Source organism: Desulfosarcina widdelii (assembly GCF_009688965.1).
GTDB classification, from domain to species: domain Bacteria; phylum Desulfobacterota; class Desulfobacteria; order Desulfobacterales; family Desulfosarcinaceae; genus Desulfosarcina; species Desulfosarcina widdelii.
This window is the reverse complement of record NZ_AP021875.1, coordinates 6,333,318-6,346,136: the sequence shown is the minus strand read 5'-3', so window position 1 is coordinate 6,346,136 and position 12,819 is coordinate 6,333,318. Positions and strand designations below refer to the sequence as shown.

The 12,819-nt window shown below is 57.2% G+C and carries 7 protein-coding genes; 2 read left to right on the top strand and 5 right to left on the bottom strand.

What is annotated here, in order from left to right:
* The first annotated feature begins 99 nt into the window (after nt 1-99).
* Nucleotides 100-2,583 (top strand): HD domain-containing phosphohydrolase, encoded by a 2,484-nt coding sequence (locus GN111_RS28995; RefSeq protein ID WP_155307089.1) that lies wholly within the window; start codon nt 100-102, stop codon nt 2,581-2,583.
* A gap of 93 nt (nt 2,584-2,676) precedes the next feature.
* Nucleotides 2,677-3,300 carry a hypothetical protein gene (locus tag GN111_RS28990; protein ID WP_155307088.1) on the top strand — a complete coding sequence of 208 codons (624 nt, stop codon included), beginning with the start codon at nt 2,677-2,679 and terminating at the stop codon, nt 3,298-3,300.
* A gap of 337 nt (nt 3,301-3,637) precedes the next feature.
* Here the strand turns inward: GN111_RS28990 and GN111_RS28985 are convergent, their stop codons facing one another.
* The 5 genes from GN111_RS28985 to GN111_RS28965 all read right to left on the bottom strand — a co-directional run bounded on the left by GN111_RS28985 (nt 3,638) and on the right by GN111_RS28965 (nt 12,717).
* Nucleotides 3,638-4,042 carry an Hsp20/alpha crystallin family protein gene (locus GN111_RS28985; protein ID WP_155307087.1) on the bottom strand — a complete coding sequence of 135 codons (405 nt, stop codon included), beginning with the start codon at nt 4,040-4,042 and terminating at the stop codon, nt 3,638-3,640.
* A 29-nt stretch (nt 4,043-4,071) separates the two neighbouring features.
* Nucleotides 4,072-4,533 carry an Hsp20/alpha crystallin family protein gene (locus GN111_RS28980; protein ID WP_155307086.1) on the bottom strand — a complete coding sequence of 154 codons (462 nt, stop codon included), beginning with the start codon at nt 4,531-4,533 and terminating at the stop codon, nt 4,072-4,074.
* Nucleotides 4,534-4,741: 208 nt separating this feature from the next.
* Nucleotides 4,742-8,383, bottom strand: coding sequence for a pyruvate:ferredoxin (flavodoxin) oxidoreductase (gene nifJ, locus GN111_RS28975; RefSeq protein WP_155307085.1), 3,642 nt, complete (start codon nt 8,381-8,383; stop codon nt 4,742-4,744).
* Between the two features lie 214 nt (nt 8,384-8,597).
* Entirely contained in the window at nt 8,598-10,484 is a 1,887-nt protein-coding gene (locus GN111_RS28970) for a bifunctional acetyl-CoA hydrolase/transferase family protein/GNAT family N-acetyltransferase (RefSeq protein ID WP_155307084.1), read from the bottom strand.
* A gap of 85 nt (nt 10,485-10,569) precedes the next feature.
* Entirely contained in the window at nt 10,570-12,717 is a 2,148-nt protein-coding gene (locus tag GN111_RS28965; RefSeq protein ID WP_155307083.1) for an acetate--CoA ligase family protein, read from the bottom strand.
* Between the last annotated feature and the right edge of the window lie 102 nt (nt 12,718-12,819).

Below are 12,819 nucleotides of genomic sequence, written 5' to 3'. Positions count from 1 at the left end.
TGTCATCGTATCCGCCGTTAACAGCAATTTCCAAATCGATTCAGGCATCGGATTGGAATAAAATACCGGGATCCAAAACTCTTGAAACAGGAATTCAATATGAATTTGAAACGGAAACGCTACCCGTTATACGTCGGCATCACCACCCTGATCGTGACTATCGTAGTCACCCTCACCGCTCTGTTCCTTTGGATCAGCCACCGGGAGAGCCACACCGCAGCCATCCGAATGGCTGATCACCTCTTCTCCGAAATCAACGGAAAAGTCATCGAACGATACGAGAACGCCCTGACATCCGTGGCCGTTCTGGCTGGAACGGCAGCGCGCATGCCCGGCCTGGAACACCCGCCGGTGGGCGGTGGCCTGTCCCATCCGGGGCTGGAGCTGATGTTCGAGGCCTTGGCCTTCTATAAGTACCTCTTCTCCACCTATATCGGGTATGACGACGGCAGCTTTATCCAGATGATGGCCGTGAGGAATGACCCGGTGCTGTGTCAGCACTTCGATGCACCCGCAGGAACGCAGTTCGTTCTGCGGACCATTACAACCGATACCCGAGGCCGGATGACCCAGCGATGGTTGTTTTTAAACCGGAAACACGAGGCTTTCGACGAGCGAACCGATCTGGATTCGAGCTATGACCCACGCACACGGTCCTGGTACAACCGGGCCCGCCGCGAGGATGGCGCCTTTTACACCGAACCGTACGTCTTCAGTTCCATCAGAATGCCCGGCGTCACTTGCGCAGAGCGGTTGTTAAACGGTGGCGGGGTCTTCGGCGCAGACATCACGTTGGATCGCTTTTCCATCTCCCTTGAACGGCAGAAGGTATCGGACAACGGCATGCTCTTTCTGTTCGACCCCGAGGGGCGGATCATCGCTCACCCCTCGCAGTCCACCGTCAAAACCCAATCGGGAAAAAATTTGGATTTTCTCACCGCAGGAGATATCGGCGACGCCCGTATTGCCAGGGTTGTTGCCGATTGTCGGCGCGATCCCTACGGCAGCCTAAAGCAAACCCGTGAGATAGAAATCGACGGCGTCGACTACCTTGTGCGCGCCACCCCCGTGAGCAAATGGCTGAAGTTTGACCAGATTCTGGCCTCCTTCGCTCCGACCTCCGATTTCACCGGCCACATCCGCAGGATGCAGCACAACGTTTTTCTCCATTCTCTAATCGTGCTGATCGTTGTATTGCCCACTTCCCTATTGGTCTCGCGCCGGATATCCGGCTCGCTGTCCCAATTGGAACATGAAGCCGAAAAGATCCGTCGTCGGGATTTCTCCGAATCGGCGCCTTTCGATTCCAACATCAAAGAGATCCATACGCTCATCCTGGCTTTTTCTCTGATGAAGCGCACGATCCTTCGCCTTTTGGATCAGCAGCGCAAACTGTTCGACGATTTCACCAAATTGATTGCCGGCGCCATCGATGCCAAATCCCCTTATACCGGCGGCCACTGTGCACGGGTACCGGTTGTGGCACAGATTCTGGCCGATGCCGCCCGGAAGACCGATACCGGCCCTTTGGCCGATTTTTGTATGGACACCGACGACCAGCGCTGGGAGTTCGAAGTAGCCGCCTGGCTGCACGACTGCGGCAAGGTCACCACCCCCGAATACGTGGTGGACAAGGCCACCAAGCTGGAAACCATTTACAACCGCATCCATGAGATCCGCATGCGTTTCGAGGTGCTGCTGCGGGACGCGGAGATCGATTTCTGCCGCAAACGACTGGCCGGCGATGGCGACGAAGCCGCCTTGCAGGCCCAATTGGAAGCCAAGCGGACACAGATCGCCGACGATTTCGCTTTTGTGGCCCAATGCAACATCGGCGGTGAATTCATGGCCGATGAGAAGATCGACCGCTTGAAGCGGATCGCCAACCAAACCTGGATTCGTCACCTGGACGACCGCATCGGCATTTCCCAGGAAGAAGCCCGCTTGAAGCAGGCCGCCGCACCTCAAACCCTGCCGGTGGTGGAAGCGGTATTGGCCGACAAGCTGGAACACATCATTCCAAGACCCGATCCAGCTCCCTTCGGAGACAACCCGCATGGATTCATCATGGAGGTGCCCGAACATTTGTACAACCTGGGAGAACTTTACAATCTGAGCATCCGCAAAGGGACCTTGTCGCCGGAGGATCGATTTAAAATCAACGAGCACATCATTCAGACCATCATCATGCTCAATCAATTGGAATTTCCTGAATATTTAGCCAACGTTGCGGAGTTCGCCGGCGCCCACCATGAAACCATGGACGGCAATGGCTATCCCCGGGGGTTGAAAAAAGAGGAGATGTCGATCCCGGCCCGCATCATGGCCATCGCCGATATCTTCGAAGCCCTGACTGCATCGGACCGACCCTACAAAACCCCCAAAACTGTCAGCGAAGCCATGCGAATCATGAGTCTCATGCGCGACGACCAGCATATCGACAGCGACCTGTTTGATCTGTTTCTGGAAAGCGGGGTCTACCGCAAGTATGCCGAGCAGTATCTGCCTCCAGCGCAAAACGATAAGGTGGATATCTGCAAATACCTGTCCCCTGCCAAGCAATGGTCTGTCCCCGACCGATGATTCCTGGGCTTTATGCACGGGCAAGGCATCGCGGATGGTAGAGATCGATGGCTTGGTCAATAAACATCAACCATATGGCGGAAAGGACTCATCATGAATCCCACCAAACACGCTGTGAACTGTTGCTTGTCCCTTTTACTGGGAATCACGCTCTTGACCGTGACGGCTTGCTCCCAGCGATCCATGGAGCAGGCTGGTCAGGGTGCTGTTACCGGGGCTGCCGTGGGCGCCGTCGGTGGCATGGTCACTGCCTTGGTCTTCGGCGGCAACGTCGGTGAGGCAGCCGCCCGGGGTGCGGTGTATGGGGGCAGCACCGGGGCGACCGCCGGCGCCATTTCAGGTGCTGTGACCGACAGCAACGAAAAAAAAGCCCAACAGGCCGCAAGACTGGAGGCCCTGCGCAATAAGCTGGGCGACGAGGCCTACCAGGGGCTTTCCGCGCTGGTGGAGTGCAAGCATGAAATTTCCCAGGGATACGGCCGCACAGCGGCGGCATCCGATAATCCGGATCACGCCCTGGCCGGTCTATGGCTCCAGGTGCTGGCCTACGCAGACAGGGGCCAAACTGATCAGGCCCGGAACCTGTTTGGCCAGCTGATGGCCAAGGACGGCGACATCACCTCTGAATCCCAGGCCGAGCGTAAAATGGAGGCCGCATTGGAGAAACTGATGCAGATCCGCAAGGAATACAATCTGCCGGTTGAATGCATTGAATAAGACTGCGACGAGAAAATGGCCCTACGCATGCAGATGGCCCATCCTGACAATCCAGCAGGCAGGGAGATGTTGAACGTAATTGATTAAAAGCTCGATTGAATGGTCTGAGCTTTCAATTAGACTTGTAACGTGTAACATCATAAAAATAATCATTCCAACGTCACGTTTTTTGGATCTTGTGCTATCTGGCTATTAATGCGAAACATTAAAAGCAAGAGGCCAACCACAACGTCTGGCGGTTGGCCTCTACTACTTAAAAAATGTCGCTATACCAATGTTATCGTATCGATACAGTGCTGACAATTCTCATGATTGATATAATTCTGCCTTACACAAATTATCCGGCGGTAACCGTAATCTGCCGGGGAATTGCCTTTTCCGCCTTGGGAAGGTTCAGGCGCAAGACCCCATTTTCGTGTCTGGCTTCGATCTTGGCCTGATCGATCACCTCCGAAAGGGTGAACTGCCGGAAATAGCGACCGATTTCAAACTCGATAAGCACATCCGACTCCTCGCCGCCCTCGAAGGGCTTGACCTCGCCGGAAATGCTCAGCACATTGTCATTCAAATCGATGGTAATGTCGTCCGGCCCCACGCCGGGCATGTCCGCCAGCAGCGTGATCTGCCGCTCGTCTTCGAAGATATCCACATCCGGTGTAAAAACGACGCCGGGTCGCGTCTGCTCGGCAGGGCTGGCCACTTCCTGTTTGTCTTTTACCTGAAGCTCGTTGGAATCCGTCATTTGTCATCCCTCCCTTGCTAAAAAAGTGGTTAGCTGACCGTGATCTGTCTCGGTTTGGCCGCTTCCGCCTTGGCGATGGCAACCGTCAGCATCCCGTTGACCATCCTGGCTTCCACTTTCTGTGGATCGATGTCGCCGGGCAGGCCGATGATCCGGGAAAACTTGCCTGCCTCGCGCTCGCGCCGGTGGTACCGGATGTTCTCGCCTTCCGAGGCAATGGTCCGCTCCCCGGAAAGGCTCAAATTCCTGCCGGTGACCTGAATGTCCAGGGCGTCGGCCTTGATGCCTGGCAGCTCAGCACGCACGTAATACTTGTCCTTGTCCTCGGTCAGGTTAACCGCAGGAAACACCCTGGCCGGCCGCCAACCCAGCCCCGGTCTGCCAATCAGACCGTCTTTCAACTGATCCATCCGACGGGACATGCGCTCCAGTTCGGCAAACGGATACTGCCACCCCATTGACGGAAAATCGAGCAGTCTTCTTGCAAACATGGCGATTTCCTCCTTTTTGAGTTTTGGAAAAAATTATCTAATCATTTTTGAAAAAATAGTAATGTAAAGAAAAGCGCTGTCAAGGGGTATCGAATCATTTTTATGAAAATTAACCGTCTGCTTGGAATCGTAGCCAAAAAGAAAAGGGCCGGCCACCCAAAGCGGGTGACACGGCCCTTTTTTGTTAGGTTTTCAAACCGGCTTTTAATTATCCGGCGCGCCCATCGTCGCAGGCATCGTCAGCACCGGAACGCCCGGCGTGCTCAGCGGTGCCGGCCAGGGTGCAACTGTCGCTGTCGTCGTCTGCTGCAGCCAGTTCCCCTGACGGCTTGGCTGCCACGAACTCGGCCTCGGCCATCTTCTTGAACTTGGCATAGCGATCGGCGAATTCTCCTTCCAGCCGGGTATGAAGCCGCCGGGCCTCTTCGGGGAAGAGTTTCTGCAGGGCCGCGTAGCGCACTTCACCGCCCAGAAATTCCTGCAGGCTGCCGTCCGGCTCCTTGGAATCCAGCACAAAGGGATTCTTGCCCTCTTTCGCCAGCATGGGATTGTAGCGATACAGCGGCCAGTAGCCGCTCTTGACAGCCAGGTTGGTTTCTTCCTGGCTCTTGCCCATGCCCTTTTTGATACCGTGGTTGATGCACGGCGCGTAGGCCATGATCAGCGAGGGTCCGTCGTAGCTTTCCGCTTCGGTGAAGGCCTTGACCAACTGCTGCTTGTTGGCCCCCATGCCCACGTTGGCCACGTACACATACCCGTAGGTCATGGCCATACCGCCCATATCCTTTTTGGCGGTCTTCTTGCCGGAAGCGGCAAACTTGGCAATGGAGCCGGTGGGGGTGGCCTTGGAACTTTGTCCGCCGGTATTGGAGTATACCTCGGTGTCGAAGACCATGACGTTGATGTCTTCTCCACTGGCCAGGACATGGTCGATGCCGCCGAAGGAGATGTCGTAGGCCGAGCCGTCGCCCACGAAAATCCAGTAGGAGCGTTTGATGAAATGCGAACTCAGACCGTCGATTTTATCCAGCAGGGGGTTGCCTTCGTAGGCGAACAGCATCTCCCGGATCTGGTCGCCGTACTGCTTGGCACCTTCGGGATCCTTCATGTTGTCCAGCCAGCCCTGCATGGCCTCCTTGAGGTTGTCGTCGATGTCCGTTTCAAGCGCCTGGGTGACCAGTTCCGCCAGTTGACTGCGCTGCTGCAAAGATCCGAGAAACATGCCGTAGGTAAACTCAGCCGGATCCTCGAACAGGGAGTTGCCCCAGGTGGGACCGCAGCCTTCACTGTTAACGCAGTAAGGAATGGACGGTGCACTGCCGCCCCAGATGGAGGAGCATCCAGTGGCATTGCCGATAACCATGCGTTCGCCGAAGAGCTGGGTGAGCAGCTTGGCGTAAGGGGTTTCACCGCATCCGGCACAGGCACCAGAGAACTCCAGCATGGGCTGGAAAAACTGGCTGCCCTTGACCGTGTTGCGTTTGACCAGTCCTTCGCGCACCGGTAGGCTGGATGCATAGCGCTGGTTGGGCACCTGGGTTTCGAGCTGGGTGGCCAGGGGCTTCATGACCAGGGCCGGCTTCTTGGCCGGGCAAATGTCGGCACAGTTGCCGCATCCCAGACAGTCTTCGGTAAACACCTGAACGCGGAACTTGAACTCCTTGAGTTCCTTGCCCAGCGCCTTCTTGGCTTCGAACCCCTCGGGTGCGGCTTCCAGTTCCTCGTCGGTGACCAGAACCGGTCGGATAGCGGCGTGGGGGCAGACCATGGCGCACTGGTTACACTGGATGCAGTTGTCCATAACCCATTCAGGCACGTTGATGGCCACACCGCGTTTTTCGTACTGGGTGGTGCCCACGGGAAAAATCCCGTCGGGAGAAAAACTGCTCACCGGCAGCTTGTCGCCCTGCTGGGCCAGCATGGGCCGCATGACCTCGGTGACCCACTCGGGTTCGTCGGCGGCTTCGGCTGCAATCCGGCCGGCATCGGCCCAGCTTTCCGGGTAGGCCACTTCCACCAGGTGATCCAGGCTTTTGTCCACGGCGTCGCAGTTCATATTGACAATTTTGTCGCCCTTTTTGCCGAACATCTTTTTGATCTGGTCCTTGAGGTAGGCGATGGCGTCGTCCACGGGGATCACGTTGGCCGCCTTGAAGAAAGCGGTCTGCATGATCATGTTGATGCGTCCACCCAAACCGACCTCTCCGGCGATCTTGACCGCATCGATATTGTAGAACTTGAGCTTCTTTTTTGCGATGGTGCGGCGCATGTCAGCGGGCAGTTTGGCTTCCATCTCCTCCAGGCTCCAGGGGCTGTTGAGCATGAAGGTGCCCCCGTCCTTGATGCCTTCCAGCACGTCGTAGATGTTGACGTAGGCCGGATTGTGGCAAGCGATGTAGTCTGCGCTGTCGATCAGGTAGGTGGACTTGATGGGCGTCTTGCCGAAACGCAAATGGGAAATGGTCACACCGCCGGATTTCTTGGAATCGTAGGCGAAGTAGGCCTGGGCGTACATGTCGGTGTTGTCGCCGATGATCTTGATGGCACTCTTGTTGGCGCCCACCGTTCCGTCGGCCCCCAACCCCCAGAACTTGCACTGGACCGTTCCCTCGGGAGCCACGTCGAATCCGGCCTCCACTTCCAGACTGGTGTGGGTGACGTCGTCTTCGATGCCCACCGTAAAATGGTTTTTGGGTGCCATGCCGTTCAGGTTGTCGAACACGGCCTTGACCATGGAGGGGTTGAACTCCTTGGATCCCAGTCCGTAACGCCCGTTGACGATGGAGGGCATGTCACCGCGCTCCATGAAGGCCGTACACACATCCTGATACAGCGGGTCGCCAAGGGCGCCCGGCTCTTTGGTACGGTCGAGGACGGCGATCCGGCCCGCGGTGGCCGGAATGGCCGCCAGCAGATGCTGGGCTGAAAAGGGCCGATAGAGGCGCACCTTGATAAGGCCGACGGACTCACCCCGGGCATTGAGGTGGTTCACGACCTCTTCGATGGTCTCGCAGGAGGAACCCATGGAGATAATTACGCGGTCGGCGTTGGGATCGCCCACATAATCAAACAGGTTGTACTTGCGGCCGGTGAGCGCGGAGACCTTTTTCATGTAGTCGGCAACGATGTCGGCCGTTTCGTTATAATAGAGGTTGGCTGCCTCACGCCCCTGAAAATAGATGTCCGGATTCTGGGCGGTACCGCGCAGTTCAGGGGCTTCCGGATTGACCGCCCGGGCCCGGAAGCTCTCCAGGGCCTCCATGTTGATCAGCTTGGCCATGTCTTCGTAGTCGATCACCTCGATTTTCTGGATCTCGTGGGAGGTCCGGAAGCCGTCGAAGAAATGCAAAAAGGGTACACTGGATTCGATGGCGGCCAGGTGGGCCACCAACCCGAGGTCCATGACTTCCTGAACCGAGGCCGAGGCCAGCAGTGAGAAGCCGGTCTGCCGAACGGCCATGACGTCCTGGTGGTCGCCGAAGATGGAGAGCGCATGTCCGGCAACGGCCCGTGCGGTGACGTGCAGAACGCCGGGAAGCAGTTCGCCGGACATTTTATACATATTCGGAATCATTAGCAAAAGGCCCTGTGAGGCCGTGTAGGTGGACGTCAAGGCACCGGCGGCCAAGGAGCCGTGGACGGCGGCGGCGGCGCCGGCTTCGCTTTGAAGCTGCCGCACCATCAGGGTCTGTCCGAAGGCGTTCTTGAGGCCATTGGCCGCCCACTCATCGCAGATCTCTCCGATGGGTGACGAGGGGGTGATGGGATAAATGGCGGCTACTTCGCTCATGGCATAAGCCACATGGGCCGCCGCGGTATTCCCGTCGATGGTCTTCATTTTTTTTGCCATAACTGCTCCTTTTAACAGGTTGAAATGAAAAATAAACTTCGCGGCAGCCGGTTTTTTGGAAAGCTGTCGCGAAAAACCAGTGAAGCTTAACAAACAGGGAAGCTACGCGATATCCAGAATCACGATGGTTTTGCTTAAATTCCTGATGGTAAAGGGATTGAATAAATCATATTGGGAACCTCTTGACAAGGTTTAAAATGCATTATCCCTTTTCTTATTGCGGGGTGTCGGCCAGTTCGTCGAAACGGCATTTAAGCATCAGCGATTCCCCGTCAAAACTGGTTTTCACCTTGTAAGGCAGGGTCTTGAACAGGGCGATCATGGCTTTGTTCTGGGGCGAGGTATAGGCCACCAGCCCCGAAATGCCGTTGTCCCTGGCGGCCCGGGCCAGCTTGCGGATAAACAGCTTGCCCAACCCCTTGCCCTGGTATTCCTTGGAGATGGAGAACGCCACTTCCGCGACATTGCTGTCCAAAAGCAGCAGGTATTCTCCGACGCCCACCACCTTGCCGAAACCGAATTCGCCCACCACGGCCACCAGGGTGAGATCCTTGATATAGTCGATCTGGGAGCGTGTCTCCACGTCGCTGCGGTCGAAACTGATCTTTTCGTGGAAAAACCGCAGCTGAACGTCATGTTTGTCCAGGCTGTAGTAGTGCTCCTGAATTCGACGTTCGTCCACGGGCTTGGAAGGCCGGACGGTGATCTGCTCCCCGTCGCGCTCGACGACTTCCTCCAGGTGTATCGGGTAGATGCCCCGGGTCGCCTCCCCCAACCGTCGCTCGCTGCCAATCAGTTTGGCCTCTTTGGCGGCGTCGAAGAGCCACTCGCGATGGTCCGGGTGGGCGATGCCGATCAGGGCCAGCACCCGCTCCTGAAGACTTTTTCCGAAAAGATTGACGGCACCGTATTCGGTAACCACGTAATGGACGTCTCCCCGTGGCACCACCACGGAAGGGCCGTTGAGAAAGGGAACGATGTTGCTGCGTTTCTCGTCCCGAGAGGAAGAGTACAGCATCAAAATGGCCTTGCCCCCCCTGGAGCGTTTGGCCCCGCGCACAAAGTCGGGAATGCCGGAGACGCCGGCGAAAAAGGTGTGCTCGCTTGCCTCGGCGGCCATCTGCCCGGTCAGGTCGATGGTGTGGGCCACGTTCAGGGAAATCATACGGTTGTGCTGGCCGATAATGTAAGGATCGTTGACATAATCCGAAGGCCGGAAATCCACCGCCGGGTTGTCGTGCAGAAATTCGTAGAGATTCTGGCTGCCGATGGCGCAGGAAGCCACCAGCTTTCCCTCGTTGAGCCCTTTCCTGCGGTTGTTGATCACCCCGGAAGCGTACAGGTGCATGACATCGTCGGTAATGTACTGGGAGTGGAACCCCAGGTCGTTCTTGTCCGCCAGGGCTTTGACCGTGGCCTGGGAGGCGGCATCCAGGCCGATCTGAATGGTGGACCCGTCATCCACGAAACGGGCGATGTGCTTTCCGATCCACTCGGCCGGCCCGGACCTTTTGCGCAGATTGACCGAAAGAATGGGTTCTTCGTGCTCCACCAGCACGTGGACGCTGTTTACATGGATGAAGCTCTGCCCCATGGTTCGCGGCATTCTCGGATTCACCTGGGCAATGACCAGGTCGGCGCTCTGGGCCGCGGCCAGGGTGACGTCCACGGAAACCCCCAGGCTCATCCAGCCGAAATCGTCCGGCGGCGAAACCTGGACCAGGGCTACGTGAATCGGCATCTTGCGCGAAAGAAACAGGCCGGGAACCTCGGACATGTTGATGGGCGTGATGAAGCGCATGTACCGGGCGATGCCCTCGGTGTCCGCCGAACCCAGATAGATGGTGCGGATGTTGAGGCTGTGGTCCCGTGTTTTATCGGCAATTTCAGACAGGGAGGTGGTCTCCCGGCTCATGAGCCGGACGACCTCCAGGCCGCTGATATTAACGGCGGCCGCACTCAGCGCCTTTACCAGCGCCTGGGGTTCTCCGCTGGCGCTGCCGATGAATACCCGCTTGCCGGGGCGGATCATGGCAATGGCCTCTTGTGCCGTTCGCTGCTTTTCCACATAGGTGTCGGCCCAGTAGATTGACCGTGTCACGAGGCGCCTCCTGTAGCTTGAAATGACTGTTCCATTGCCGGACGAGATCCGAACCGGGTTGACCACCGGCCAACTGAATTATCGGCTATTTCTCTTCCAAGATCAACCGACAATCCGCGACAGTGACCCCCTCGCCTTCGGGGTGGACCAGCAGCGGATTGATGTCCAGTTCCTTGATCTCCGGGTGGTCCAGGACCAGGTCGGAAAGACTCACCAGCATGCGTTCGATGGTGGCGATGTCGGCCTTGGGGGCGCCGCGGTAGCCGCTGAGCAGTTTGTTGGCCCTGATGCTGCGCACCATGTTGCGGGCACCGTTGCGCGTCAGCGGCGCCAGGCGGAAGGCCACATCCTTGAAAACTTCCACGAAAACCCCACCGAAGCCGAACATGATCAAAGGCCCGAAAATAGGGTAGCGGGTCATCCCCAGGATCACTTCCTTGCCCCGGGGAGCCAATTTTTGAACCAGCACGCCGGTGATCTCGGCATCCGGGCTGTATTTTCTAGCATTTTCGACGATGGTGGTAAAGGCCTCGACCATCTCATCGCGGCTGTTCAGTCCGACGACAACGCCGCCGGCATCGGACTTGTGAATGATCTGGGGCGAAACGATCTTCATGACCACCGGATAGCCCATCTCCTCAGCCGCAATGCCGGCCTGATCGGCACTGTCAGCCAACACCGTAGGCAGGACATTGAAGCCATAACACTTGAGCAGTTCCGTACCGCCGATCTCACCGATGTAGGTCTGGCCTTTTTCTACTGCCTCGGCAATGATCGCCTTGGCCTTTTCTTTATCGTGTTTTACGGTAAACGGCGCCAGGTGCTGACGGTTGAGCCAGCGGGAATAGCGGTACAACGCACCGAAGGTCTTGGCCGCGCTTTCCGGGAAACGATACACCGGCACCCCGTGTTCCTGAAGGTATTTCACGCCGGCGGAAACGTCGATGATCCCCATGAAACAGCACAGAATCGGTTTGTGCGAGCGTTGGGCAATGCGAACGATGGCCTCGGCCGTCCCGATGGCATTGGTCATGCTCTGGGGGGTTAAAATCACCAGCGCGCCGTCCACGCCTTCGTCCCGAATAACGGCCCAGAGGGCGTTTTCATACCGGTCCTGGGCTGCGTCGCCGATGACGTCCACCGGGTTGTTGAAGTTGGCGGTCTGGGGCAAATGGCTTTTCAGGACCTCGACGGTTTCGTCGCTGAACGTGGCCAGTTCCAGACCGGAGGTGATGGTCATGTCCGTGGCCACGATCCCCGGTCCGCCGGCGTTGGTGACGATGGCCACCCGGTTGCCCAGAGGCACCTTGCGCCGCATCTTTCCCAGGGCGCTTTCGTTTTTATAGGCAAAGGCGGTCCCGAAATCGAACAATTCGTTGATGGACTCCACCCGAATAATGCCGCTTTGGGCAAAAAGGGCATCGTACACGGATTCGCTGCCGGCCAAAGAGCCGGTATGCGATGCGGCGGCCTTGGCGCCGGCGCTGGTACGCCCGGATTTGATGGCCAGAACCGGAGTGGGCCGATCACCCCCGGTGATTTCCTTTACGGCCTGGATGAATTCCGGGCCGCGCTGCAGTTCTTCGATATAGAGCATGATCACTTCGGTTTCCGGATCGGCATGGAAGTAGCGCAGCAGATCGAGTTCGTCCACGTCGGCCTTGTTGCCGATGGAAACGAATTTAGAAAACCCGAATTCCTTGTCCGCCGCGAAATCCAGCACCGCGGTGCACAGAGCGCCGCTTTGGGAGATGAAGGAGATGTTTCCGGCCTTTGGCATCCGGGCGGAGAAACTGGCGTTGAGCCGCACATCGGCATTGGGGTTGATGACCCCTAAACAGTTGGGACCCACCACACGCACACCGGCTTCCCGGCACATGGCCACGATGCGCTTTTCGATCTCGAGGCCTTCACCGCCGACCTCCTTGAATCCCGCCGAAACGATGACGACCGCCTTGACGCCTTTTTCGATGGCCTGCTTGATGGCGGATTCCGCCAACCGCGGGGGCAAAATGATGATGGCCAGCTCGATGGGATCCGGGATGTCCTGGATATCCGGATAGGCGCGAACGCTGGCAATGGACTTGGCCTTGGGATTGACCGGGTAAAGCGTACCGGTGTATCCGCCCTTTAATATGTTGACGAAAATATCGTGTCCGACCTTACCCGGGGTGCTTGAAGCGCCGACCACGGCCACAGACTCCGGGTTGAACAATGCATCCAGACCTTCCATTGTGCTTTCCTGACTATATTTTAGGGTAAAAGAAAAATAGGGAGCGCTACCGCGCATCCCTATTGAACGTTCAATAGTCGTATTACTTCCGGGAACTCCTGC

Bases quoted from the DNA above. Each gene is read 5' to 3' on its own strand.
- nifJ (WP_155307085.1), bottom strand. From the start codon at position 8,383: ATGGCAAAAAAAATGAAGACCATCGACGGGAATACCGCGGCGGCCCAT.
- GN111_RS28995 (WP_155307089.1), top strand. From the start codon at position 100: ATGAATTTGAAACGGAAACGCTACCCGTTATACGTCGGCATCACCACC.
- GN111_RS28990 (WP_155307088.1), top strand. From the start codon at position 2,677: ATGAATCCCACCAAACACGCTGTGAACTGTTGCTTGTCCCTTTTACTG.
- GN111_RS28980 (WP_155307086.1), bottom strand. From the start codon at position 4,533: ATGTTTGCAAGAAGACTGCTCGATTTTCCGTCAATGGGGTGGCAGTAT.
- GN111_RS28985 (WP_155307087.1), bottom strand. From the start codon at position 4,042: ATGACGGATTCCAACGAGCTTCAGGTAAAAGACAAACAGGAAGTGGCC.
- GN111_RS28965 (WP_155307083.1), bottom strand. From the start codon at position 12,717: ATGGAAGGTCTGGATGCATTGTTCAACCCGGAGTCTGTGGCCGTGGTC.